Source organism: Bradyrhizobium sp. USDA 4011, assembly GCF_054063415.1.
This window is the reverse complement of record NZ_JBSSGG010000001.1, coordinates 7,463,700-7,488,839: the sequence shown is the minus strand read 5'-3', so window position 1 is coordinate 7,488,839 and position 25,140 is coordinate 7,463,700. Positions and strand designations below refer to the sequence as shown.

The 25,140-nt window shown below is 65.6% G+C and carries 25 protein-coding genes; 3 read left to right on the top strand and 22 right to left on the bottom strand.

Annotated elements, in window-relative coordinates:
• Nucleotides 1-8 precede the first annotated feature (8 nt).
• Nucleotides 9-638, top strand: a complete 630-nt coding sequence (locus ACVW1C_RS35350; protein ID WP_456762205.1) for a glutathione binding-like protein — start codon at nt 9-11, stop codon at nt 636-638.
• A 57-nt stretch (nt 639-695) separates the two neighbouring features.
• Here the strand turns inward: ACVW1C_RS35350 and ACVW1C_RS35345 are convergent, their stop codons facing one another.
• The 10 genes from ACVW1C_RS35345 to ACVW1C_RS35300 form a co-directional block, all read right to left on the bottom strand.
• Complete coding sequence (locus tag ACVW1C_RS35345) at nt 696-2,192, bottom strand: AMP nucleosidase (protein ID WP_456762204.1); 1,497 nt, start codon at nt 2,190-2,192, stop codon at nt 696-698.
• Nucleotides 2,193-2,291: 99 nt separating this feature from the next.
• Nucleotides 2,292-2,642 (bottom strand): DUF779 domain-containing protein, encoded by a 351-nt coding sequence (locus tag ACVW1C_RS35340; RefSeq protein ID WP_456762203.1) that lies wholly within the window; start codon nt 2,640-2,642, stop codon nt 2,292-2,294.
• A 79-nt stretch (nt 2,643-2,721) separates the two neighbouring features.
• On the bottom strand, nt 2,722-4,239 hold the full coding sequence (gene adh / locus ACVW1C_RS35335; RefSeq protein WP_456762202.1) for an aldehyde dehydrogenase: 1,518 nt from the start codon (nt 4,237-4,239) through the stop codon (nt 2,722-2,724).
• A gap of 187 nt (nt 4,240-4,426) precedes the next feature.
• Nucleotides 4,427-5,383, bottom strand: a complete 957-nt coding sequence (locus ACVW1C_RS35330; protein WP_456762201.1) for a GAF domain-containing protein — start codon at nt 5,381-5,383, stop codon at nt 4,427-4,429.
• 193 nt (nt 5,384-5,576) lie between these two features.
• The gene (locus ACVW1C_RS35325) at nt 5,577-6,794 is read right to left on the bottom strand and encodes a tlde1 domain-containing protein (protein ID WP_456762200.1); all 1,218 of its coding nucleotides are present in this window, start codon (nt 6,792-6,794) and stop codon (nt 5,577-5,579) included.
• A 329-nt stretch (nt 6,795-7,123) separates the two neighbouring features.
• Entirely contained in the window at nt 7,124-7,819 is a 696-nt protein-coding gene (locus ACVW1C_RS35320) for a DUF899 family protein (protein ID WP_456762199.1), read from the bottom strand.
• A 79-nt stretch (nt 7,820-7,898) separates the two neighbouring features.
• Nucleotides 7,899-9,401, bottom strand: coding sequence for a glycosyltransferase family 39 protein (locus ACVW1C_RS35315; RefSeq protein WP_456762198.1), 1,503 nt, complete (start codon nt 9,399-9,401; stop codon nt 7,899-7,901).
• Between the two features lie 7 nt (nt 9,402-9,408).
• Entirely contained in the window at nt 9,409-10,542 is a 1,134-nt protein-coding gene (locus ACVW1C_RS35310; protein ID WP_456762197.1) for a glycosyltransferase family 2 protein, read from the bottom strand.
• Between the two features lie 273 nt (nt 10,543-10,815).
• Nucleotides 10,816-11,025 (bottom strand): hypothetical protein, encoded by a 210-nt coding sequence (locus ACVW1C_RS35305; protein WP_456762196.1) that lies wholly within the window; start codon nt 11,023-11,025, stop codon nt 10,816-10,818.
• A 67-nt stretch (nt 11,026-11,092) separates the two neighbouring features.
• The gene (locus ACVW1C_RS35300) at nt 11,093-11,464 is read right to left on the bottom strand and encodes a hypothetical protein (RefSeq protein WP_456762195.1); all 372 of its coding nucleotides are present in this window, start codon (nt 11,462-11,464) and stop codon (nt 11,093-11,095) included.
• 141 nt (nt 11,465-11,605) lie between these two features.
• On the opposite strand from ACVW1C_RS35300, the gene ACVW1C_RS35295 reads away from it, so the two are divergent.
• Nucleotides 11,606-12,433: a DUF72 domain-containing protein gene (locus ACVW1C_RS35295; RefSeq protein WP_456762194.1), complete on the top strand. Its 828-nt coding sequence runs from the start codon at nt 11,606-11,608 to the stop codon at nt 12,431-12,433.
• A 10-nt stretch (nt 12,434-12,443) separates the two neighbouring features.
• Nucleotides 12,444-12,905, top strand: coding sequence for a DUF488 domain-containing protein (locus ACVW1C_RS35290; RefSeq protein WP_456762193.1), 462 nt, complete (start codon nt 12,444-12,446; stop codon nt 12,903-12,905).
• A 165-nt stretch (nt 12,906-13,070) separates the two neighbouring features.
• Here ACVW1C_RS35290 and ACVW1C_RS35285 read toward each other — a convergent pair whose 3' ends face one another.
• The 12 genes from ACVW1C_RS35285 to ACVW1C_RS35230 all read right to left on the bottom strand — a co-directional run bounded on the left by ACVW1C_RS35285 (nt 13,071) and on the right by ACVW1C_RS35230 (nt 25,129).
• On the bottom strand, nt 13,071-13,988 hold the full coding sequence (locus tag ACVW1C_RS35285) for a PhzF family phenazine biosynthesis protein (RefSeq protein ID WP_456762192.1): 918 nt from the start codon (nt 13,986-13,988) through the stop codon (nt 13,071-13,073).
• Between the two features lie 144 nt (nt 13,989-14,132).
• Complete coding sequence (locus ACVW1C_RS35280) at nt 14,133-15,032, bottom strand: amidohydrolase family protein (RefSeq protein WP_456762191.1); 900 nt, start codon at nt 15,030-15,032, stop codon at nt 14,133-14,135.
• A gap of 15 nt (nt 15,033-15,047) precedes the next feature.
• Entirely contained in the window at nt 15,048-16,292 is a 1,245-nt protein-coding gene (locus ACVW1C_RS35275) for an MFS transporter (RefSeq protein ID WP_456762190.1), read from the bottom strand.
• A 44-nt stretch (nt 16,293-16,336) separates the two neighbouring features.
• Nucleotides 16,337-17,065: a GntR family transcriptional regulator gene (locus ACVW1C_RS35270; protein WP_229170867.1), complete on the bottom strand. Its 729-nt coding sequence runs from the start codon at nt 17,063-17,065 to the stop codon at nt 16,337-16,339.
• Between the two features lie 71 nt (nt 17,066-17,136).
• Nucleotides 17,137-18,450: an adenylate/guanylate cyclase domain-containing protein gene (locus tag ACVW1C_RS35265; RefSeq protein WP_456762189.1), complete on the bottom strand. Its 1,314-nt coding sequence runs from the start codon at nt 18,448-18,450 to the stop codon at nt 17,137-17,139.
• A gap of 111 nt (nt 18,451-18,561) precedes the next feature.
• Nucleotides 18,562-19,725, bottom strand: a complete 1,164-nt coding sequence (locus tag ACVW1C_RS35260; RefSeq protein WP_456762188.1) for an ABC transporter permease — start codon at nt 19,723-19,725, stop codon at nt 18,562-18,564.
• A 6-nt stretch (nt 19,726-19,731) separates the two neighbouring features.
• Nucleotides 19,732-20,691, bottom strand: coding sequence for an ABC transporter ATP-binding protein (locus tag ACVW1C_RS35255; RefSeq protein WP_456762187.1), 960 nt, complete (start codon nt 20,689-20,691; stop codon nt 19,732-19,734).
• Complete coding sequence (locus tag ACVW1C_RS35250; protein ID WP_456762186.1) at nt 20,688-21,485, bottom strand: HlyD family secretion protein; 798 nt, start codon at nt 21,483-21,485, stop codon at nt 20,688-20,690. Before ACVW1C_RS35250 ends, ACVW1C_RS35255 begins: the two co-directional genes overlap by 4 nt.
• Complete coding sequence (locus ACVW1C_RS35245; protein WP_456762185.1) at nt 21,482-22,207, bottom strand: TetR/AcrR family transcriptional regulator; 726 nt, start codon at nt 22,205-22,207, stop codon at nt 21,482-21,484. The genes ACVW1C_RS35250 and ACVW1C_RS35245 overlap by 4 nt, the downstream gene beginning before the upstream one ends.
• 319 nt (nt 22,208-22,526) lie before the next feature.
• On the bottom strand, nt 22,527-22,919 hold the full coding sequence (locus ACVW1C_RS35240; RefSeq protein WP_456763254.1) for a DUF2000 family protein: 393 nt from the start codon (nt 22,917-22,919) through the stop codon (nt 22,527-22,529).
• Between the two features lie 51 nt (nt 22,920-22,970).
• A complete protein-coding gene (locus tag ACVW1C_RS35235) occupies nt 22,971-23,378 on the bottom strand; it encodes a DUF4189 domain-containing protein (protein ID WP_456762184.1) in 408 nt (135 codons plus the stop codon).
• A gap of 146 nt (nt 23,379-23,524) precedes the next feature.
• Nucleotides 23,525-25,129, bottom strand: coding sequence for an NTP transferase domain-containing protein (locus tag ACVW1C_RS35230; RefSeq protein ID WP_456762183.1), 1,605 nt, complete (start codon nt 25,127-25,129; stop codon nt 23,525-23,527).
• Nucleotides 25,130-25,140: the final 11 nt, after the last annotated feature.

Sequence of the window (25,140 nt, the reverse complement as noted above, 5' to 3'; positions counted from 1 at the left end):
GATGCAATATGCTCCAGCTCTATTTCTTTCCCATGGCCTGCTCGCTCGCCAGCCGCATCGCGTTGATGGAAGCCGGCATCGAGGCGCGTTACCACCTTGCCCATATCTGGACCAAGAAGGTGCTGGACGACGACAGCGATTTTCGCGTGGTGTCACAGAAGGGTGCGGTGCCGGTACTGGTTCTTGAGAACGGCGAGCGGCTGACCGAAAGCGCGGCCGTGCTGCAGTATATCGCCGATCGGAAGCCCGAGCTCGGTCTCGCGCCGCCGCCGGGCGACCTGGACCGCTATCGCCTGCAGGAATGGCTGAGCTTCATCGGCACCGAGATCCACAAAGGCTTCCTGTTTCCGACCTTCTGGTACAAGGACGATGCATCGAAGGCTAGCGCGCGCGAACGGATCGGGCAAACCGTGTCGGTCGCCGCCGCGCGCCTCAATGGTCGCGACTATCTCGTCGGCGACCGCTTCACGGTCGCCGACGCGCATCTCGCCTGGGCCTTGATGCTGCTTCGCTCTGCCGGCGTCGATATCGCGCAGTGGCCCGAACTCGTCGACTATCTTGCGCGAATGCAGGCGCGGCCGCACGTGAAGGCCGCCGTCGGCATCGAGACACAGCTGTGGAAGAAGATGGCGGCGTGATCGCCGGCGAGCGCTCCCTCTCCAGCGAGGGCTTACGAGCGCATCGACCTTGATCGGCTACTGAAACGCGACCTCGGCAAAGCTGCGCAGCTTGCGCGAATGCAGCCGCTCGGATTCCTGCTGCTTGAGCCGCTCCAGCGCCTTCAGGCCGATCTGAAGGTGCTGGCCGACGCGCTGGCGATAGAATTCGCTCGCCATGCCCGCCAGCTTGATCTCGCCATGCAGCGGCTTGTCGGAGACGCACAGCAGCGTGCCGTAGGGCACGCGGAAGCGGTAGCCATTGGCGGCGATCGTCGCCGATTCCATGTCGAGCGCGATGGAGCGCGATTGCGACATCCGCCGGATCACCTGCGGGCCGCTGATTTCCCAATTGCGATTGTCGACGCTGGCGACCGTGCCGGTGCGCATCAAGCGCTTGAGCTCGAAGCCGGTGAGCCCGGTCACCTCACCGACCGCCTCCTCGAGCGCGACCTGCATCTCCGCAAGCGCGGGGATCGGCACCCAGAGCGGCAGCTCGTGATCGAGCACGTGATCCTCACGGACATAGCCATGGGCCAGCACGTAGTCGCCGAGCCGCTGCGTGTTGCGCAGTCCGGCGCAATGCCCGATCATCAGCCAGGCATGCGGCCGCAGCACCGCGACGTGATCGGTGATGTTGCGCGCGTTCGACGGGCCGATCCCGATATTGACCAGCGTGATGCCGCGATAGCCGGGCTCGACGAGATGAAACGCCGGCATCTGCGGCACGCGCTCCGATGCGGTGCCCGTGGCGCCGCCGCCTGCCAGCGCGCTGCGCGTGATCAGATTGCCGGGCGCGACGAACGCCTCGAGGCCTTCCTCGCCCGCCGCGAGGCGCTGGAGGCTCGATTGTGCGAAGGCGTCGACATAGAACTGGTAGTTGGTGAAGATCACGAAATTCTGGAAGTGCTCGGGATCGGTGCCGGTGTAGTGATAGAGCCGGCGCAAGGAGTAATCGACGCGTGCGGCACGGAACAGGGCCAGCGGCTCGGGCGTCCCCGGCGTCAGTTCAAACGTTCCGTCGGCGATCGCATCGTCCATCGCCGCAAGGTCCGGCGTATCGAACACGTCGCGCAGCGATCGTGTGAACGCCGAGCTGTCGGCGACGGTCAGCGCCGCCTCGATATTGATGTCGCGCCGGTAAGCGAAATGAATCGGGATCGGCTCGCTGGACTCCCCGATCTCGACCGCCACGCCGTGGTTCTTGATCAAGAGCCCGATCTGCTCGGTGAGATAGGTCCGGAAAATATCCGGCCGGGTGATGCTGGTCTCGTGGATGCCGGGTCCCGCGACGAAGCCGTAGGCAAGCCGCGAATCGAGCCTCGCATGCGACGAGGTCGTGATGCGCACGAACGGGTAGTGCGCACGCACCCGCGTCGTGCACGGCACCCCGTTGACATAGGCCTCGAAGCGACTGCGCAGGAAGGCTGTGTTGCGCTCGTAGATCTCTTCGAGACGGGCAACCGCCGCGCCGGCATCGACGAACGCTTCGGTCGTGATCGGCGGCGGAGTTTCGATGGGGGGTGTCGGAGACATGTTCGCTTTGCACCGGATCCGTTGCCGAGTTGGGACTCGCCCTGGATCAGCGCAGTATAGCGACAATGGCCTCCAGTTCCAGATCGGCGCCGAATCGCCCTATCCTGTCTGGCGCGGCGGCAGCGCGCAGATTTCGGACCTGGTCAGGAACCGGCGTTCGCGGCCATTGTCGAGCGAGAACATGCCGCCGCGGCCGGGAACGACGTCGATGATCAGATCGGTGTGCTTCCAGACGTCGTATTGCGAGCCGCTGATGTAGAACGGCGCCCCGCCGATCTCGCCGAGCTTGACGTCATAATCGCCGATCAGGAAGTCGCCTTGCGGATAGCACATCGGCGACGAACCGTCGCAGCAGCCGCCGGACTGGTGAAACAGCACCGGCCCATGATCGGCGACGATCTCGGCAATCAGCGCCAGCGCAGCCGGCGTCGCGGTCACCTTGTCAGCCATCTCGGCCTCCGTGATGGAGGCTGCGGCGGGACACCCGCCGAAGCCGTCTTCGTCCCCGAACGCGGAGGCAGCCGGGTTATCAGAAGAAGCCGAGCTTCTTCGGGCTGTAGCTCACCAGCATGTTCTTGGTCTGCTGGTAGTGGTCGAGCATCATCTTGTGGTTCTCGCGGCCGACGCCGGACTGCTTGTAGCCGCCGAACGCCGCATGCGCCGGATAGGCGTGGTAGCAGTTGGTCCAGACCCGGCCGGCCTGGATGGCCCGGCCGAACCGGTAGCAGCGATTGACGTCGCGGCTCCAGATGCCGGCACCGAGGCCGTAGAGCGTGTCGTTGGCGATCGAGAGCGCGTCCTCATCGTTCTTGAAGGTGGTCACGGACACCACGGGCCCGAAGATCTCCTCCTGGAAGATGCGCATCTTGTTGTGGCCCTTGAACACGGTCGGCTTGACATAGTAGCCGCCCGAGAGCCCGCCGCCGAGATTGTTGCGCTCGCCGCCGGCGAGCACCTCGGCGCCTTCCTTCTTGCCGATGTCGATGTAGGAGAGGATCTTCTCGAGCTGCTCGGAGGACGCCTGCGCGCCGATCATCGTGGTCGGATCGAGCGGGCTGCCCTGGGTGATCGCTTCGACGCGCTTCAGCGCGCGCTCCATGAAGCGGTCATAGATCGATTCATGGATCAGCGCCCGGCTCGGGCAGGTGCAGACCTCACCCTGGTTCAGCGCGAACATCACGAAGCCTTCGATCGCCTTGTCGAAGAAATCGTCGTCCTCGGCGCAGACATCCTTGAAGAAGATGTTGGGCGACTTGCCGCCGAGTTCGAGCGTCACCGGAATCAGGTTCTGCGACGCATATTGCATGATCAGCCGGCCGGTCGTGGTCTCGCCGGTGAAGGCGATCTTGGCGATCCGGTTCGACGAGGCGAGCGGCTTTCCGGCCTCGAGACCGAAGCCGTTGACGACGTTGAGCACGCCCTTCGGCAGCAGGTCGCCGATCAGCTCGAGCAACACCATGATCGAGGCCGGCGTCTGCTCGGCCGGCTTGAGGACGACACAGTTGCCGGCGGCAAGCGCCGGTGCGAGCTTCCAGACCGCCATCAGGATCGGGAAATTCCAGGGAATGATCTGGCCGACCACGCCGAGCGGTTCGTGGAAGTGATAGGCGATAGTGTCGTGATCGATCTCCGAGATCGAGCCTTCCTGTCCGCGGATCGCGCTGGCGAAGTAGCGGAAGTGATCGATCGCCAGCGGCATGTCGGCGGCCATCGTCTCACGGATCGGCTTGCCGTTGTCCCAGGTCTCGGCAGTGGCGAGCTTTTCGAGATTGGCTTCCATCCGGTCGGCGATCCTGTTGAGGATCAGCGAGCGCTCGGCGACGCTGGTCTTGCCCCAGGCGTCCTTGGCTGCGTGTGCGGCATCGAGCGCGGCCTCGATATCCGACGCGTCGGAGCGCGGGATCTCGCAGACCGGAAGGCCGGTCACCGGCGAGATGTTCTCAAAATACTTTCCGGACCGGGGTTCGCGCCATTCGCCGCCGATGAAATTGCCGTAGCGCTTGGCGAACGGCGCCTTGAGCACGGACTGCATGTCAACCTTGTTCATCTGTTCCTCCGTTGGCACGCCGATGCACACGGCGTTGGCCGGAACGCTCGGTCAAATCAGGCGAACAGAACAGGGGCCCGCCCCAAGGGCCGCAGGGGAACTGTCGCAAATCTGAGACAGAGTGCGCCGCAAATTGGCACAGATGCGTCAGCGCTCCGGGCGCTGGTCCTGAACGCTCGAAAACGCCTTAGCGATGCAAGCCGAGCTGCTTGAGCTTGCGGTGCAATGTGGCGCGGGACATGTCGAGATCCTTGGCGGCTTTCGACACATTGCCGCCGGCGCGCGCCAGCGCACGCTGCAACGCTGCACGTTCCGCGGCGGCCAGGCCGCCGTCGTCGCGCGTCTCGCCGATCAGATCGGCCGCCGGCAACGGCCGCGCCAGCGACGCCGCGTTGAGGCCAAGCGCGCGGCGCGCAGCGCGCGTTGCACCGATCACGAGATCGTCGCGATCGACCGCGAGCAGCGAGTTGACGGCGCGCTCGCTACGCGGTGTCAGCAGAATTCGCGCATCGGGAAACGCCCGGCGAAAATTCTCGGCTTCGATCGCGCGCGCGGCGTCCCTCACCGTTGTCGCGATCAGCCGGGAAAATCCGCCGGTCAGGTCCGCCCGGCAGGACGACACATCGAGCGCCGCGGCAAGCTCGCCATGCTCGTCGAAGATCGGCGCGGTGGTGCAGAACAGTCCGGAATTGCGCGTGAAGAAGTGCTGCCCGCGGTCGATCGACAGCGGGCGCTTCTCGACGATGCAGGTGCCGATGCCGTTGGTCCCCTCGTACTTCTCGCTCCAGACCGCACCGGTCCAGAGCCCCCAGGCGTCGAACGTCGCGTCATCGGCGCCCGCGCCGCGCCGGTCGACGACGACGCCGTCGCGGTCCGCCAGCAGCACCGAACAGCCGACCCCGCCCACCGCGAGGAACAGCCGGTCGAGCGTGCGCTGGGCGACTTTCAGGAATTCGCCGAGCCGCTGCTGGGCGGCGGCGATTTCAGCCTCGCCGAGACGATGCGACGGCAGGCGGCTCGCCGGATCGAGCGCATGCAGATGGCCCGAACGACGCCACGACGCCGACAGGTCGGATGGCGCCCCGCCTCCCGCCAGCACGTCGAGAACCCTGTCCGTGTGCATGACGCCTGGCGACCGGCTCATGCTTCCCTCCCCTGCTCCGCGGGTTCTGTGACCCTCGTAAGCTCGGCGCTGTTGGCCCCGGCATCCTTGTATTTCGCAGGATATAGCGCCGCCAGCGGCCGTTCAAGGGATGGGACTGCGACCTTCGGACAGGTAGGGGGGCTGCATCGCGTCGTTCACGCCGTGGGGGCGGCGCCCCCAAGGAGGACGGCGCTTACTGAATCCTCGCCAAGACCGCGAGGCGGCGGATGCCCTTGTTACGGTAGGCATCGAGGAACGCGTAATAGTCCCTGAACGAGACGCAACCGTTGGAGTCGCCGTTCGGACCGAGCATGAAGGTGTGCGCGAGCAGGCCGTCGCGGTTGAAGATCTTGCCCTCGCCGCCGATCGGATTGAGCCGCAGCGCCGGCACGCCGTGGAACAGCGCCTCGCGCGGCTTGAGTTCGTAGATGTGCGGCGGCGTCACGCCGACCATCTTCATATGCGAGGACCTGGGATCGTCGAGCCTGGAGCCGAGGCCGGAATGCGCCTCGAGGCGCGTGCCGTCGGGCAAATACACGGTCTTGGCCGAGATATCGTAGACCGCGGTCTGGCGGTCATAGGGCGGCGAGCCGCCGAGCATCGGGTTCTGGTCCAGCGTCGAGGGAATGCTGCCCGTGACATTGGCGTCGGCGGAGGCGAAGGAGAGCAGCCCGCCGCTCGGCTCGCGCTTGCCCCACAGCTTCTCGACCATGGTCTGCCGCTCGTTCGATGCGATCGACAGCACCGCGGCCTTGGCGCGCGCGGCCATGTCACGGACGCCACCGGATTTGGTCGCCTGCTTGGCCTCGGGCGCCTTCTCGGTCCCCTTGGACTCAACCGTCGCGGAGGGATCGTTGAGCGCCACCTTCAGATTGGCGGCGGCTTGCTTCTTGGCGGTCTCGACCGATTTCGGCGCCGGCAACGGCTTCGATGTCTCGGCGAGTTCTGCCGTCGCCACCGCCCTCGCCGCTACGGCGACCTTGGGTTCAGCGGCCTGCTTGATCGGGTCGATCTGCGGTGCGGCGTCAGCCACGACGCTGGACGCGACACCCTCGGGCGCGGCGGCCGCAAACCGATCGTTAAACATAAGTGACGGTGTCGGCGCTTCCGACTTCGCGACCTCGGTCTTGGCGGGCGCTGCCGGTGCGGGCGTCAGGGACGCGAACACCTCGTTGAACGCGGGCCGCGCGGCGACCGCGACGGGCCGCTTCACGACCGGCGCGTCAAACGACGCATTGCCGACCGACGGATAGACGCTCGCCGCAAAGATGTTGGCATAGACGGTCCAGGCGCAGCCAAGCACCAGCCCCGCCACCGCGGCGCTGCCGAGGAAATGCTGTGGGAGGATTTTTCGGGAGGATTTCTTGCGGCTTGGCGCCCCAAGAACATACGCACTCGCACTCGTACCCATACGCCCGGCGCTCAAAACAGGTCCACCTTTGTCCCTCACTCGACGCATCGTCGAACGATGTTCGGCTCAACGTCGCGCGGGGGCACAGACGGCCATTAAGGCGACTTTTAGTTAAATGCGACTTAACCGGATGAGATCCCCTGCAGCGCGGGAAGTGCCTGTGGCGTAGGGCTTTTTTAAGATGGCAATGGACCGGCAAAAGGGCTTTTTTGTCCCATGATGGGACACTCCGGCACGCGGCTCCGCTGCCGCATGCCGAGATAAATCCTAGGGAGAATTTCCTTGCCGACGGCCCCGTAGTCGCGCGAGGATCGAGCAAAATCCATCTCTCAATAGCTCAGCTTCGGATACCAGTCCGCGCCGCGCCCCTCGCGCGTGGTGTCGAGCAGGGTCCAGAGCGGATCCAGATCCGGCGCGCCGCGCGGGTCCTGGCCGGGGTCGACCGTGCCGGCTCCCATTTCGCCGGCCCAGAAATGCCGGATCACGCCGCTCTGGCGCGTGAAGACGTTGTAGCCGGGCACGTCGCTGTCATCGTTGCTGACATAGTCGCGCGTGTAATCGCCCGACGCATCCGAATAGACCTTGTGACGCGTCCAGCCGCGCGCCTTCTTCGCCTCGATCAGCCGCGCGATCGGCGAACGCGCCACGAACACCAACGATACGCGCTGCTCGATGTCGGGCAACTTCTCCTCCCATGTGCCCATGAACGATGTGCACATCGGACACGGCTTCTCGCGCTGCGGGCCGAACATGTAGCTGTAGATGATGAGCGTCTGCTTGCTGCCGAACAGATCGGCGAGCGAGGCCGCGCCGGACTCTCCCGTGAACTCATAGGCTCTGGTCACCCTGCCGCCCGGCGGCAAGGCGCGGCGCAGCTCGGCGACGCGCGCGATGTGCCGGCGCAGCTCGATCTCCTCGACGAGCAGCGCCTGGCGCGCCCGACGATATTCGGCGCTCTCGTTGGGAAAGCGCCTGTTATTGGTGTTGGCAAGTTCAGCTGCGGGCTTGAGGGCGGAACTGGTCATGGTTGGAACCTCGCGGGGTTGACGGGCTCCCTGGAAGACGAGCCGGACCCGGACGATCCGACATGCGCCAGTGACAGTTTTACTGCAGTTCCGGCGGCGGCGACCGGTCGAAGACGTCGCCCTTTGCGCCGGCCAGCAGATCGAGGGCGTAAGTCTCGATCACCAACGGCCCGCGCATGCGTTTGACCTCGGCCACCGTCTCGACATGGACGAAATTGTCGCGCACCGAGGCAGGCATCGCCTGCTCGACCTCATGCACATACAGCAGCTTGCCGGCCAGCTGCGCCGGGCTGGGCTCAGGCATGTTGACCCAGCGAATGCGCTGGCCCTGTTGCGCGACGCAGGTGCCCTTGGGGAGATAGAAGGCAAGCCAGCCGGTGGTGCCGTAATCCGGCGACAGCACGCAGCTTGCGCCGGAGCGCGCGCGCACCGCCTCGATCTCATTGGCGAGCTCCTGCCAGCCGACGCCGACGCTGCGCACGGTGGCGTCGCGGCGGTAGCCCGAGAGCATGCCGGTGTTGGCCTGCACGATCAGCAGCGCGAACAGCACGACGCCGGTGGGCGCGGCCCAGCGGCGGCAGAAATCAATCGTGCGCTGCTCGCGTGGCGCCCACTGCACCTGGATCGCAGCGACCGCGGCCGCCACCGCAAAGGCCGGATAGACTGGCGCGAACCAGTTGGCCTCGACCCGCGCATGCAGCGCGTGCCAGGTGAAGTAGACCACGATGGTCCAGAACATCGTATTGACCAGCACGCGCGCGGGCATCGCGCCGGCGCGGCGCCGGGAGAGCGCGTAGAGGCCCATCACGCCGAGGATGAAGACCAATGGCGTCGCGAACGCAAACTGCGTCGGGATCAGCTCGGCGATGTAATTCGGGCGAAAGTCCTCGATCCGGGCGCGGCCCATCTGCTTGATGAACGACACCCAGTGGTGATCGGCATTCCAGAGGATGACCGGCGCAAACAGGCCGGCTGCAACCAGGCCGCCGAGATAGAGCCATGGCGAGAGATACCAGCGCCGCAGCTTCGGCACCATCGCCAGCCAGATCAGGATCGCGGGTCCAAAGAACAGCGCCGTGTATTTCGACAGCAGTGCCAGGCCTGCGCTGACGCCGACCGCAAGCCACCAGGCGCCGCGGCCGCTCTCCAGCACCTTTGCGAGCGAATACAGCAGGAAGCTCGCGGCAACCAGCAGCGGCGCATCCGGCGTCACGATCAGCGTGCCGACGGCGGCCATCAGCGTGACATTGAGCAGGATTGTTGCGCTGGCGGCGATGCGCTGGCCGCCGAACAGGATCTCGGCCGCCCGATAGATCGCCCAGCTCATCGGCAGCGCAAGCAGGATCGACGCCAGCCGCACACCGAATGCCGAGTCGCCCGCGATCATGGTGCCGAGCCGGATCACGACCGCCACCATCGGCGGATGGTCGTAATAGCCGCCGGCAAGCGCCTTCGACCACATCCAGTAATAGGCTTCGTCGAAGGTCAGCGGCGTCCATGCGGCGGCGGCCAGCCGCAACACGACCAGCGCGCACACCGCAAGAGCGGTGTTCCGGGCTAGCCGCGCCTCGTTCGCGTTCATGCCACCGTCATCGCTTGCGCCAGACGAACAGCCCGGACATCGCGTAGTTCCACACCACGCCCATCAGCGCGCCGGCCGCACCCGCAAGCCACCAGATCGGCTCCTGGTCGTAGACCGAGAACGCGACGCCGACATTGGCGAGCAGGCCCACGCTGCAGACCAGATAGAACAGCAGCAGGCCGCGCAGAATGCCGAAGCCCTTCAGCCGCTGGTCGCGATAGGTGAGGAAATTGTTGAGGATGAAGTTGCTGGTCATGGCGACGATCGCGCCGGTGGCCTGGGCCTCCGGGAATGGCGCCTTGAACAGCTTCAGCGCGATGAACAGCACGGAAAGATGCACCAGCAGGCCGAGCCCGCCGACCGCTGCGAACAGAATGAAGCGCAGCGAGATCACGTCGTTGGTCAGCTTCGCCAGCACCAGACCAAGGAAGTCGAGCGCGACCATCGAGTCAAGCTTGCTCTCGCCATGCTGGCGGGCACCGAATGTGTAGGGAATTTCGACCGCGCGCAGCTTGCCCTCCGCCGTCGCCACGACATCGAGCAGGATCTTGAAGCCTTGGGTCGAGAGCTGCGGCGCAAGCTGCTCGAACCGGTCGCGGCGGATCATGAAGAAGCCGCTCATGGGATCGGCGATCTCGACCTTCAACGAGCGGCGCGCGATCTCGGTGGCAAAGGCGCTGGCGCCGGCGCGCTGCTTGTTGAAGCCGTCGGCCTTGTAGCCTTCGATGTAGCGGCTGCCGACCACGAGTTCGGCCTCGCCGCTCTGCAGCAGCGCGACCATCTTCGGGAGCTGGGTCTCGTCATGCTGGAGATCGGCGTCCATGACCGCGGCATAGGGCGCACTCGACGCCAGGATGCCCTCGATGCAGGCGCCGGACAGACCGCGCCGGCCGATCCGGCGGATGCAGCGCACGCGGGAATCCTTCCGCGCCAAGGCGCGCACCACGTCCCAGGTACCGTCAGGCGAATTGTCATCGACGAAGATGACCTCCCAGGGGACGTCCTTCAGGGTCGCGTCGAGCCGGCGGTATAATACCGTGACATTGTCGCGCTCATTGAAGGTCGGGACGACCACCGAAAGCTGCGGCAAACTTGCTGCCTGCGAGGCGGTTTCGGGGGCTAGCTTGATGGCGTCATTCATGAGCGCAGCGTATAGCCGCAGCCTCCCTCGCTGCCAAGGCGGGCCGACCCAAACGCTGTCTCGGAAAGCGGGAAAACGGGGCAAAATACCCCTGAAAATGCCAACGACCACGAACAAGGGGCGCGCGTACATCCGGCGCAGCCAAACAACGTCGTGGTCGTCCCGGCGCCGGAGCCTTTAAGCTGCAACGTCGCCGTTGGATGCTAGATGGGAAGGCCCCAGGCGGTCCGCAAGGGGCGGTCTGTAAAGGACGGTCTGCAAAGCGTCCTGGCGCTAGTTGTTGGGGACTTCCCGGATCACCGGGCCGCGTGGCACCGGAGCCGCCGGCGCGGCCTCGGTGGCGGGAGCCGCCTGCGGCTGCACTGCTGCGGGCTGGGTCGGGTTACGGAGCTGGCTCGGCGACGGGCCGTAGATGAACGCCGCCGCCAGTGCGATGGCTGCGACCACTGCGCCCAAGAAGCCTGCCGTCGATTGTGAGTTCATCCCGATCATCCCCTCGCCTGCGCGGATTGATATCAAAAATCGGCCGGCCGCAACAGGATTCGGGAACCTATTTCGCCGCGGCCCTGCGCCGGGTGAAGGCGGTCACGATGTCCTTCTGCGCGAGCTCGATCGCGCGGTTGGCCGTCGTCAGATTGGCGTCGACATCCTGCTTCGGAAACTGCAGCGACAGGAAGTCGATCAGCGACACCCGGAAATTCTGCCGCTCCGAGGGACAGACATTGGCGATCAGCGAGGTGAACTCCCGGTCGGACATCGCCTTGTTGCTGTCGCGGGGATATTCGCGGGCGAGACAATTCCAGTAGGCGTCGCGACCGGTGATCGCGAGCTTGTGCGCATCGTCGACCTCATCGGCCATCGCAGCGGAGGATATGGCAGCGGAGGACATGATCAAGAGGGCGGCCGCAACCAGCATGCGCATGTGTTGTTCTCCATTTTGGCGCATCGTAGCGAAGAGCGACAACGACGATAAGCACCACCGCGCCAATCTGGCAAACTGGCCAATCACGATTATTTTGACTACTCTCGATCCCTGTTCCCCCTCCTCGCGATGAGTGCAGTCGTGGCCAAAGCTCCCACCAAGGCGACCAAGACAGACAGAGGCAAAATCTATATCGGCATCGGCGGCTGGACCTTCGAGCCGTGGCGCGGGGTGTTCTATCCCGAGAAGCTCACGCAGGCGAAGGAGCTGTCCTACGCCGCCTCCAAGCTGACCTCGATCGAGATCAACGGCACCTATTACGGATCGCAGAAGCCGGAGAGCTTTCGCAAATGGGCCAGCGAAGTGCCCGACGGCTTCATCTTCTCGCTGAAGGGGCCGCGCTTCGCCACGAACCGCCGCGTGCTCGCCGAGGCCGGCGATTCGGTGAAGCGGTTCTATGATTCGGGCGTGCTGGAGCTGAAGGACCGGCTCGGCCCGGTGCTCTGGCAGTTTGCGCCGACCAAGAAATTCGACGGCGCCGATTTCGGCAAATTCCTCGAGCTGTTGCCGCGCAAGCTCGACGGCCGCGCGCTGCGCCATGTCGTCGAAGTGCGTCACGACAGCTTTTGCGTGCCGGAATTCGTCGCGCTGCTGCGGCAGTTCGAAGTGCCCGTGGTGTTCGCCGAGCACGGCAAATACCCGGCGATCGCCGATATCGCCGGCGACTTCGTCTATGCCCGGCTGCAGAAGGGCAATGACGAATTGAAGACCTGCTATCCGCCGAAGCAGCTCGACGCCTGGGCCAAGCGGTTTCAGGACTGGGCCGGCGGCGGCGAGCCGGACGACCTGCCGCGGATCGACAAATCCGTGCCGAAGAAGACGCCGCGCGACGTGTTCGCCTACGTGATCCACGAGGGCAAGATCCGCGCGCCGGCGGGCGCGATGGAGCTGATCGAACGGGTGAAGTGAGGAAGAGCCGATGGCGAAGGCATCGAAGCTGTTCACCATCGGCTACGAGCAGACGCCGTCCAAGGCCGTGCTCGATGAGCTCCAGCACGCCGGCGTCAAGCTGCTGGTCGACGTCCGCGCGGTGGCCTCCTCGCGCCGCCCCGGCTTCTCCAAGAGCCAGCTCGCCGCGGGCCTCGACGAGCGCGGCATCGGCTACGTCCACCTCCGCGGCCTCGGCACGCCGAAGAGCGGACGGGAGGCGGCGCGCAGCGGGCAATATGCGCTGCTGCACAAGATCTACTCGGCGCACCTCAAGACAGCGCAAGCCAAGGAGGAGCTCGACGAGCTGTCGGCGCTGGTGAAGAAGTCCGGCCCGGTCTGCATTCTCTGCTACGAGCGCGACCACGAACATTGTCACCGCCGCTGGATCGCCGAGATCATCGAGGAGCGCGACGGCGTCAAGATCGAGAACCTCGCAGCGCCCCAGGTCTAAGGCCTGATGAGATCAGGTTGAGCTGGAACGGCGTCGCAAGTTCACCTCTTCCTTGGGAGAGGTCGATTTGCGCAGCAAATCGGGTGAGGAGTTACGGTCTATCGAGAGAGCAAGAGCCCCCACCCGGAACCGCGCCAGGCCGATTCAACCAAAACTCATCCCGCTTTAGCCTTCGTTCCCCGCGATGCGCAACGTCCCCTCCATCATCTGCACACAGGCCCCGCCGACATGCGCGGATATGATTGCGCCATTCTGCTTGCGCACGCGGGTCAGCAGCAGGCTCGGCCGGCCCATGTCAAAACCCTGGCCGACCGTCAGCTTCAGGTCGCCGTCGCGCAACGCATCGAGCGCGGCAAGCAGCGCGGCCGCGGCGACCGTGGCGCTGCCGGTGGCCGGGTCCTCGATCAGGCCGCTTGATCCCGGAAAGAACATCCGTGCCTGCAGATCGCAAGGCGCCTCCGCGACGGGGACGTCGCGCGTGTAGAAATACGCGGAGAATGCTCCGTCACGCGGGAAGAAGCGCGCGAACGCCGCCACATCCGGCTTTGCTCGCCGGACCGCATCGCGCGATGCGACCTCAAAGACCAGGAATGGCGTTCCCACCCCGACCACCTGCGGTGCCTGGCGATCCGTCCTGACGTCGTCTGCCGTGAGCGAGATCAGGCTCGCGACCTCGCCGGCCGAGAACTGCGCCAGCTGCGACAGCGGCTGCGGCGCGGTCAGCTCCGTGGCCACGACCGTGCTGCCGTCTCGCGTGATATCGACCGGCACCAGTCCCGCCTTCTCCTCGAACACCAGACGCGGCTTCGGCTGCTTCGCTAGCTGCGCCAGCACGAAGGCGGTGCCGACATTGGGATGCCCGGCAAACGGCAGTTCTCTGACCGGCGTGAAGATGCGAACCTGGGCGTCGTTGGCCTTGTCCTGCGGCGGCAGCACGAAGGTCGTCTCGGAATAGTTGAACTCGGTCGCGATCGCCTGCATCTGCGCGGTCGACAACCCCTGGGCGTCGAGCACCACGGCGAGCGGGTTGCCGCCGAAGGCGCGGTCGGTGAAAACGTCGACGGTGATATAGCGGCGCTGCATCTTGCGTGTCCTTGTGCCGGTCATTCCGATGGCGTCATCGTAGCACAGCAGCAACGACGCCCTTCAGAGCACTCGGTACAATCGCGCTCCTTGTTTGAGCATGATCTCCTCGGAAAACCGCTTCGCACTTTTCCGGATCAGGCTTTAGAAGCGAAACAGCTCGCGCGGCGATGCGAGCACGCGGGCGCGCTCATCGGCGTCGGTGACGAGCTCGTCGAGGAATTTGCGGTTCCTGGCGTAGCTCTGCGTCGCCTCGAATTGCGTGTGCGGCCAGTCGCTGCCCCACAGCAGCCGGTCGACCCCGTAGGCATTGCGTAGCAGCGGATAGGCCTGCTTCGCGAATGCCTCGCCGGCCGCGCCATTGCGATAAGGCGCGGAGATCTTGACCCACACATTTCGCGTCGTGCCAAGCTTGAGGACCGACTGGAATCCGGGATCGTCGATGCCGAGCTTTGGATCGGGCAAGGCGAAATGATCGAGCACGACTTTCACGCCCTGGTCGAGCAGCGTTGGCGCGAGCGTCGCGAGATCGCTGGCGTTGCGCTGGATCTCGACCTGCCAGTCGAGCGTCCTGATCTGTGCCAGCAGCGCCGTCCACTCCGGCGACGTCAGATCGGGCAGCTTCTGGCCGACCAGATTGAGACGGATGCCCGCCACCCCGACGCGATCGAGCGTGCGAAGCTCCTCGGCGGCAACGGCAACGTCGACTACGGCGATGCCGCGCAGGCGGCCGTTGGTCGCCTTCAGGCATTCGACCAGATAGGAATTGTCGGTGCCGAGAAAGCTCGGCTGCACCAACACGCCATTGGTGATGCCGTTCTGGTCGAGCTGCTGCAGATAGAGCGCGAGCGGCGCGTCGTAGTCGGGCGCGTAGCGTCGGCCGGGCGCGAGCTTCAGCCCGCGATGGAAGACGTGGGCGTGGGTATCGATCGCGAGTTTCGGCACCTCAGCCCTCACTTTGCTCGCCAATCCGCCCGCCGACAGCGCGGCAACCACTCCCGCGGCAAACCGGCGCCGCGTCAACCCGTGTTCGTACGATGTCATGATCATTCCTCATCATCACGCGCGCGTGGCGGCGGCCTGCTCGAAAACCTTGCCGCGGGTTTCCGGCAGCATCAGCACCGCGACCAGCACCAGCGAATAGGCGAACGCCGCGTCGATCCCGATCGCAGCACCGAGGCCGATGTGATCGCTGAGGTAACCGACCAGGAAGGGAAACGCCGCGGAGACGATGCGGCCGAAATTGTAGCAGAAGCCGACGCCAGTCCCGCGCACGCCCGCCGGATAGAGCTCGCTGAACAACGCCGCCATGCTGGCGGGAATGCCCGCCGAGAAGAAGCCCAGCGGGAAACCGAGCACCAGCATCTGCGAATTGGAGAGCGACGCGAAGATGTAGACCAGCACCGTCACGACGCAGGCGGCTGCGAACAGCGTGACGTTGGCGCGCCGCCCGATCCGGTCGCTGATGATCCCCGACACCACGCAGCCGCAGAAGAAAGCGACGATGATCACGGCGAGATAGGCGCTGGAGCCGAGCACCGAGAGATGCCGCACCTCGCGCAGGAAGGTCGGCAGGAATGTCGTCAGCGCCGCATAGCCGCCATGGGCGCCGATGCCGAACAGGCCGCCGATCAAGGTCGAGCGCAGCACGTCGCGGTGAAAGATTCCGGCGAGCGTCGCGAAGAACGGCGGCTCGGCCGCGCGCGGCGCGGCGCGCGGCGGCTCCTTCAGCCCGCGGCGGATATACAGGATGAGCAGCGCCGGGATCAGGCCGACCGCGAACAGGATGCGCCAGGCGATATCGGCGGGCGCAGTGGTGAAGACCAGGGCCGAGAGCAGCACGGCAGCGCCCCAGCCGACCGCCCAGGCGCTCTGCACGGCGCCGAGCGCCTTGCCGCGATGCTCGGCGCGAATGATCTCGGCCATCAGCACCGCGCCGCAGGCCCATTCGGCGCCGAAGCCGATACCCTGGATCGCCTTCAGGATCACGAGCTGGCTGTAGTTCATCGCGAAGGCCGAGGCGAAGGTCGCGAGCGCGAAGGTCGCCACCGTGATCTGCAACGCCTGCACCCGGCCGAAGCGGTCGCCGAGCGCGCCGCCAAGCCAGCCGCCGAACGCGCCGAAGAACAACGTGACCGAGCCGAGCAACCCTGCGTCGGCCTTGCTGATCCCGAAGGCTGTGATCAGCGCCGGAATGGCGAGGCTGAACATCTGGACGTCGAGCGCGTCGAGCCCCCAGCCGCCAAAGCTTGCCCAGAAGGTGCGCCGCTCGAGCGGCGAGCATTCGCTGTACCAGTTTGCCATCATTCCTCCCGTGATTTTGTCTGTTGTTCTGTTTTGACGCCGCGTTATCTGATCTCGGCGTGGTAGCGGAAGCGATCCGCCGGCCCGCGCGAGCGGCGCCATTCGATCGGCCGCCGCTCCAGATCGAAGGCCAGGCGCTCGATCACGATCAACGGCGCGTTGGCCTCCAGCCGCAGCAGGCGTGATTGCATCTCGGTCGCGATCTCGACGGTGAGGATTTCGTCGGCTGACACCACGACCTGGCCGCAGCGATCCTCGTAGAGCGGATACAGCAAGTCGCCGAACTCGGAGGTCGCGAGCGCGAGCAGCGCCTCGAAGCGCGACCTCTCGAGCCAGATCTCCTCGGCGAGCAGCGGCACGTCGTCGATCAGCCGCAGGCGCGACAGGCTGATGACGGGCTCGCCGACGCCGATGCGCAGCGCCGAGGCCACAGCCGAGGTCGCCGGCATCGCCTTGCGCCGCAGGATACGGCTTTGCGGCACGCGGCGCTCGCCGCTCTCGGACTGGAAGCGGAAGAAGCGGAACAGCGAGGAATTGAATCGCGCGCGGCGCACGAAGGTGCCGCGGCCCTGCTGGCGTTCCAGCACGCCGTCGCTGACGAGTTGGTCGATCGCCTTGCGCACGGTGCCGATCGCGACGCCGTAGTGCGCGCCGAGCTCGGCCTCGGAGGGGATCAGGTCCCCGGGACGCCATTCATTGCGATTGATGCGCGCCGCGAGGTCGTCGCGGAGACGCTGGTAGCGCGGCAGGCGGTCGTCGAGGGTTGAATTCATCTAGTCATCTATATGAGTAAATGACGCCACGTCAATCACTACCTTATTACCTCACACCTGAATGCTGCGGCCTACCCCAATTGCCAGACCGGCACCGGGTGCTCGTAACCCCGCACCGGGATCTCGCCGCGCGAGACGGCATCCGGGCACGCGTCGCCGAGCGCCTCGCGCACGGCAGAGGAGATCAGGAATTGCGAGCCGAGCTCCTTGTTGAGCGCCTCGAGCCGCGCGGCAAAATTCACGGTGTCGCCGATCACGGTGTATTCCTTGCGCCGCGGCGAGCCGATATTGCCGGCGACGACCTCGCCGATATGGATGCCGATCCCGATGCGCAGCGGCCAGCTCGACGTTGCGTTGGTGCGCTCATTGGCCGCCAGCATCTCGCGCGCCGCGGCGACCGCCTGATGCGCGGCCTCGCCGTTCTCGAAGGGCGCGCCGAACAGCGCGAGAAAGCCGTCGCCGAGAAACTTGTTCACGATGCCGCCGTGGCGATCGAGGATATCGACCAGCACCGCGAAGGCGCCGTCGAGCCGGTCCACCACCTCCTGCGGCGAGCGCGAGCGCGCGCCCGCGGTGAAGCTGCGGAAATCGACGAACATCACGGCGACCCGGCGGATGTCGCTCGCGGTCGAGGCCCCCTCCGCCATCAGGCGCTCGACCACCTGCGGCGAGACGTGCTGGCCGAACAGATTGGTGATGCGATCGCGCGCGGTGGCAGCCATGATGCTGGCCGCGAACTGCCGCCGCAGCTGCAGGCCGACGGTGCCCGCGAGCACGCCCGACACCAGGACCACCACGCTGCGCGCGCAGTGATAGAAGAAATCCGGCGCGGGATCGAGCGTCCCGTCGGGACGATAATACATCGCCATCCAGAACAGCTCGGAGGCCGCGACAAAGCCGGTGAAGGTCGACAGCCAGAAATCCAGCCGCAAGGTCGAGGCGATGATGAAGATGAAATAGACCAGCGGAGCGACCCAGCCGAGCGCGGCGACCGGGCCCATGCTGTCGATATGCAGGCCGAGCGCAACCGTCGGCATCGACGTCTCGATCAGGGCGCCGATATAGCGCCTGATAATCGGCAGGTCGCGCCCCTGCTTCTGGTGCCTGGTGATCGCGCTATGCACCCACAATTCGAACAGGATGAACGGCACAATGACGGAGTAGAGATAGGACGGCTTGAAATTGCCATGCCACACCCGCACCAGGGCATCGGGAGCCGTGAAGTAGATCACCGAACTGATCACCGAAAATACCACGGCGATGCCGATCAGCACCTTGATGCGCAGCAGCTCGGTGGTCATCACCTCCTGCATCAGGGCGTGATGGAAGTCCGCGGATACGGTGGTGTCCTGTCCCGTCTTCTCTTCGTTCCGGAATCCGCCCATTCCCCTGCTCCCGTCGTTCCGAGCGCGAAACGAGCCCGAAATCTCGTCATTCCGCCTTCGGCGCTGCGCGCCGCCCCGGAGTGACGATCATTGACGGCATCCATCCTAGCCTCAATCGAGCGTGCGGCGGAAGCGCGTCACGGCGACTGTCATGGCGAACAGCATCAGGGCGGCGAGCGCAATCGTGTCATATTGCAGGTTCGGCATCGCCGCGCCCTTCAGCATGATGGCACGGACGATGCGGATAAAATGGGTCAGCGGCAGGACCTCGCCGATATATTGCGCCCAGACCGGCATCCCCGCGAACGGAAACATGAAACCGGACAGCAGGATGCTCGGCAGGAAGAACATCATCGAGAGCTGCATGGCCTGCAGCTGGTTCTGCACGATGGTCGAGAAGGTATAGCCGATCGACAGGTTGGTGGTGATGAACAGCGTGGTCAGCAGCCCCAGCAATGCAAGGCTGCCGAGCACCGGTACGCCGAACAGCAACACGCCGATGCCGATGATCAGCCCGGCCTGGATGAAACCCACCATCACATACGGGATGATCTTGCCGAACATCACCTCGACCGGCTTGATCGGCATCGACAGCAGGCTTTCCATCGTGCCGCGCTCGATCTCGCGTGTCACCGACAGCGCGGTGAAGATCAGCATGGTCATGGTGAGAATGGTCCCGACCAGGCCCGGCACGATGTTGAGGCGGGATTCCGCCGCCGGGTTGTAGCGGGCATGGGCGCGGATCTCGAACGGCATTTCGGGCGGATCACCGATATGTAGGTCGTGCGCCAGCGCCGACTGCACCAGCGGCCCGAGCGCGCCGAGCGCCGAGCCCGCAGCGACCGGGTCGGTGGCGTCGGCCGCGACCAGCAGCGCCGGTCTGTCGCCGCGCCGCACCGCGCGCTCGAAGCCGCGTGGGATCTCGATGCCGAACAGCACCTTGCCGGATTGCAGCAGCTCATCGAACTGCTCGACGGTGTGCACCTCGCGCGTGAAATGGAAATAGGCGGTATTCTCCATCGCCTTCAGGATCGAGCGTCCGAGATCGGAATCCTCCTGCAGCAGCACGGCGGTCGGCAGATGACGCGGCGTGGTGTTGATCGCGAGACCGAACAACAGCAGCTGCATCACCGGGATGATGATAATCATGGCGAACGACACCCGGTCGCGGCGAAGCTGGATGAATTCCTTGACCAGCATCGCGTAGCTGCGCCGCCAGAAGCCGAATGCGGGCTCCCTCTCTTCACCATTCCGGATCGTATCCGTCGCGCTCATCGGAAGTCATCCCTGGAAGTTGTCTTTGGAGCGCCCCATCAGATCGATGAAGACGTCTTCGAGCGATGGCTCGCTCGGCTGCCAGTGCCATTTCGAATTGTTTCGATACGGCGCGATGGCAGCCTCGAGCGCCGCCTTGTCGCGGCCGGAGACGTGCAGGCTGGTGCCGAACGGCGCCACCATGTCGACGCCGGGCTTGCCGGTGAGCTCGGCCATCAGCCCGTTGAAATCCTCGCCGGTGACCGTCCAGGTCGACAGCGCGGACTTCGCGATCACCTCATCCACCGTGCCGTGCGCCAGCAGATGACCGTAGGCGATGTAGGCGATCTCATGACAGCGTTCGGCCTCGTCCATGTAGTGGGTCGAGACCAGCACGGTGAGGCCTTCGGCGGCGAGCGCGTGGATCTCGTTCCAGAAATCGCGCCGCGCCTTCGGGTCGACGCCGGCGGTCGGCTCGTCCAGCAGCAGCAATTGCGGATTGGGCAGCGTGCAGGCGCCGAGCGCCAGCCGCTGCTTCCAGCCGCCCGACAGTTCGCCGGCGAGTTGCTCCTCGCGCCCCTTGAGCCCGATGCGCGCGATCATGTCGCGTGCGGCGCCGCGCGCGTCCGCCATGCCATAGAGCCGCGCCACGAATTCCAGGTTCTCGCGTACGGACAGATCCTGGTAGAGGCTGAAGCGCTGCGTCATGTAGCCGACCTTACGCTTGATCTTGTCGGCGTCGCGCCGGATGTCGTAGCCGAGGCAGGTGCCCTCGCCGCTGTCGGGCGTCAGCAGGCCGCACAGGATGCGGATGGTCGTGGTCTTGCCGCTGCCATTGGGGCCGAGGAAGCCGTAGATCTCGCCGCGCTTGACCTGCATCGACAGGTCATGGACCACCTCGCGCCCGCCGAACGATTTGGTCAGGCCCTTCACATCGATCGCGATGGACGATGCGTTGGAGCGGGCGCTGGTGGGGCCGCCGTTCATCTGCGCGCCGCCATTGGTGTCTTCGAGTTAGTCTTGGGATTGAGGTAGATGCTGATCGGCTGGCCAACCCGCAGGACATCAGGTCGGCTCGGCCGCGCCTGGATCAGATAGACCAGCTTGTTGCGCTCATCGAGGCTGTAGATGACCGGCGGCGTGTACTCCGCCGTGGTGGCGATGAAATAGATCTTGGCGGTGAGATCGGCCGCGCAATTGTCGCAGGTCACCCTCACCTCGTCGCCGAGCGCGAGCTTCGGCAGCTCGGTCTCCGGCACGAAGAAGCGCAGCTTCATGTTGCCGGGCGGCATGATCGACAGCACCGGCCGCTGCGCCTGTACCATCTCGCCCTCGCGGAAATAGATCTGCTGGATCGAGCCCGCGATCGGGGCAAAACCCTTGCGGCGGTCGAGCCGCGTCTGCGAGGTGACGACGCGCGCTTCCGCGACGCGCAGCGCCGAGACGGCGGCATCCAGGTTGGCCTGGGTGCCGGCGCCGGTGCCGCGCAGCGAGGCCGCGCGGTCATAGCTCTGCCGGGCGTTCGCCAGGGTCGCGTTGTTCTGGTTGAGATCGGCGCGCTGCAGATCGTCATCGACCGAGTAGAGCAGATCGCCGGGCTTGACCTCGTCGCCCTCGCGCACGTTGAGCTTGATGACCCGGCCGGATTCATCCGGGCTGACGAAGATCATGTCGGCTTCGACCCAGCCCTGGAAACCGGGGTCGCGCTTCTCCTTGCACCCGGCCAGCGCCACGACCAGCGCGACTGCTGTCACCAGCTTCATCATGCGCGAAGCGGTCATGTCTTGCTCCGTTCGCCGAAGATCAGATCGAGGTGAACCTTGAACATGGCAAGCCCGTCGAGCGGCGCGTGCCGGGCAAACAGGCTCTGCCAGATCACCGCGACGATCGCGGGCGCGACGACCAGCTGCGGGAAATCCCCGAGCTCCCGCTGCTTGATCTCGCCGCGCGTGATCGCGAGCTGGACCAGCGCCCTCATGCCGGTCAGGCCCTTCGACACCACCTCGCGGAAATAGAAATCGGCGATCGCCGGAAAGCGCGGCCCTTCGGCGACGATCAGGCGGATGATGTCGCCGCGCCGGGTCGCCACGACCTCGCGCATGAAGGTCTCGGCAAATCCCTCCACCGCGTCGCGCACGGGACCGGTGATGGTGGGCAGCGCGGTCAAGCGGCCGATCAGCGGCACCAGCGCGGTGCGGATCAGCTCCTCGAACATCGTCTCCTTGTCCTTGAAGTAGAGATAGAGCGTGCCCTTGGCGACGCCGGCCCGCTTGGCGACGTCGTCGAGCCGCGTCGCGGCAAAGCCGCGTGCGATGAACTCGTCCATCGCCGCCTCGATGATCGCAGCGCGCCGCTCCGCTGATTTCTCGGCGCGGTTCGCAGGCGGCCTCGCCTCAGGCAGCTTGGCCGAGGTCACTTTCGGAATCCTCGCCGCGGCGGACCGGCTCGCGGTCCGGCGTTTTGCGGCTGGGGTACGGGTCGTTTTCTCGGTGCGCTTTGTCATGATCAAATTATGACTGACTAGTCAGTCATTGTCAATCCGGCGGAAGGAACGCGCTTCCTTACGAAAGACTGGCGTTCGACGGCTTGAGCGCGATCAAACGGCCGCGCTTCTATTTGCTGCGGTGTCTCGCGCCGTCGGCAACCCACTGATACCGGCGCAGCCTTTTCCTCCCGTCATTTCAACGCAGCCCGAAAGGCTGAGCCCGGAATCCATCCGGCAGCCGAGCAAGTGGTGGAATGATTCCGGGCTCTCGCGAGGTGAGCCCGCAGGTGCGCAATTGCGCACCGGGGAATGACGACAACGGAGGGAGCCGGCCCGGCTACGTGTGAAACTTCAGCCCGTCGAGGATCTTGTCGACCACCTTGCGCGCGGCGCGGATGGCGAGGCCGACCAGGTTGAGATCGCACCGTGCCACCGCCCTCACCACCTCGCGATTGGCGGCGTCATGCGTGGTCCTGAACATGTCCTCGGTGTAGAGCGCCGGCCGCACGTCGCGCGCCAACGCACGCTCCAGTGCGCGCGACAGCTGCGCGCGGTCGGCGCCGTAGATCAGAATCGGCTGGCCGATCAGGGAGAGATATCTGGTTCCCGATCCGTCCTCATAATTCTCGCCGATGCATTCGGGAAAGGAAGCTGCGATGCCACCGGCGAGAAACGACGCCACGTTGAGCTTCTGCCAGACTTCCAGGTCGGTGCGGATCACGACCGCGATCTTGGTGTCGAACTGCGTGGCGCGAGCTTAGCGGCAGTATGCCGGGCCGGGCTACCCCTTGGCGTCGCAGGCCCAGGCGCGGATCACGCATTCCTTGCCGCCATAGTCGTAGCACTTCTTGGTCGCGGCATTGAGCGAGCTCGAGATCTTCGGCGCCACCGCGTAGCCATGCGCGCCGCAGGGATTCTTCATGTCGATCGCAAGCGCGGCGCAGGCGCGCTTCATGGTGACGGTGGTGCAATCGCCCTTGCACTGCTTCAGTGCCGCGGCGCGCGCCGCGCCCTCCGCCGGATAATCATAGGCCTGGCCATAGGCCCCGCATTTGCCGACCGCGAATGCACCGGCCGCGTGCGCCTTGGGGACGAAGGTTTCCACGGTGAAACGCGTGGCGCCAACCAGCAATGTCAGGACGAGAATCGTCAGCGCGCGGCGCTGCGCGGCGGCGGTCGAAATGATCAAGCGGAAATCCCCCAAAGTCCGGCGCGGACTGTACGCAGGGGTCGTTTCCAGATGGTGAATGACGGGTTGAACGGCGCAATTCCAACCACGCGTCGTCCCGGCCCCCGTGCGCAATTGCGCACTAGGCCGGGACGACGCGGATAGGTTTAGCCGCGCCTTGCTGCTTCCAGCGCCTGGGGCGTGTCGATGTCGAGGAAGGCGCTGTTGCCTTCGACCGGGACCTCGGCGACCACCTCGGAATGCTTGGCGATCAGATGACGCGCGCCGATGTCGCCGTCGAGCGTCATCAATTCCTTGAAGAAACGCCGCGACCAGAGCACCGGATTGCCGCGGCGCCCCTCGCTGACGGGCACTGCGATCAGGTGGCCGCGATCGGGCTCGAAGGTCTCGATCAAACGATCGATCAGCTTCGCATCGATCAGCGGCATGTCGCCGAGGCAGACGACCGCGCCATCGGCGCTGTCGGAGACCGCCGAGATGCCAGCCTTCACCGAGCTGGCGAGGCCGCCGGCGAAATCCGGGTTGCGGACGAACTTGACCTTGAGTCCATCAAGCGCCTGCTCGACCAGGTCGGCCTGGTGCCCGGTGACGACGATCACCTCCGAGGCTTTCGAGGCCAGCGCCTGCTCGGCGACGATGCGCGCGAGCTTCTTGCCGTCGAGCTCGGCGAGCAGCTTGTTCGGGCCGCCCATCCGGGTCGAGCGTCCCGCCGCGAGCACGATCGCCGCGACGTTGCGGTTGCCTTCGGTATCGGGAACGGTGCGCGGCTGCGGCCGCGTCACGATCTCCATCAAGAGGCCGCCGACGCCCATGCCGGTGAGATCCGACCGCGTCACCTTGATGCCGGCGAGCAGCCGCATCAGCACCCAGTCAAAGCCGTTCTCGACCGGCGAGCGCGCGCAGCCCGGCGCGCCCAGTACCGGCACGCCGCCGGCGCTGCCGATCAGGAGCAGATTGCCGGGATCGACCGGCATGCCGAAATGCTCGATGGCGCCGCCGATCTCGGTGATTGCGGCCGGGATCACGTCGCGGCGGTCGGCGATCGCCGATGCGCCGAACACGATGACGAGCTCGGCCCCCAAGTCGAGCAATTCCTTGATCGAGGCCGCGAGCACGGTCTCGTCATGCGGCACCCGGCGCTCGGCGATGATGGTGGCGCCGGCCGGTGCCAGCCGTTCGGCGGTGACGCGCAGTGTCTTGTCGATCACTTTCGGCGCAAGGCCCGGCAGCAACGTCGAGACCACGCCGACCTTCCGGATCACATAGGGCGCGATCCGCAGCGTGTCCTTGGCGGCGACGGCGACAGCCGCATCGCGAAGCCGGCCCTCGACGCCGAACGGGATCAGCTTGACGGTCGCGATCATCTCGCCTTCGACCACCGGCTTGAACGCCGCAAGCGTCGCGAAGGTGATGGCCTCGTCGACGCCGTTGATGCGATCGACCGCGGCGCGGTCGACCACCAGCACGCCGGGGCGCGCCGCGAACAGATTGGCGCGGCCGGTGAAGGCGCGCTCGACATTGACGCCCTCGCCCGCCACCGCCTGCGCGATGCTGGCGGCCGCGACGTCCTCGGAGACATCGCCCTCCTCGAGCCGCACCACGACGACGTCCTTGACGCCGGCTTTGGTCAGCGCCTCGACCTCATCCGGGCCGATCGTGGTGCCCTTCTTGAGCACCAGCGTACCCTGGCGGAGCGTATGCACGGTGACGCCGCCAATCGCGTCGGCCGGACTGGCGGGACCGAACTTCATGCCGCTTCTTC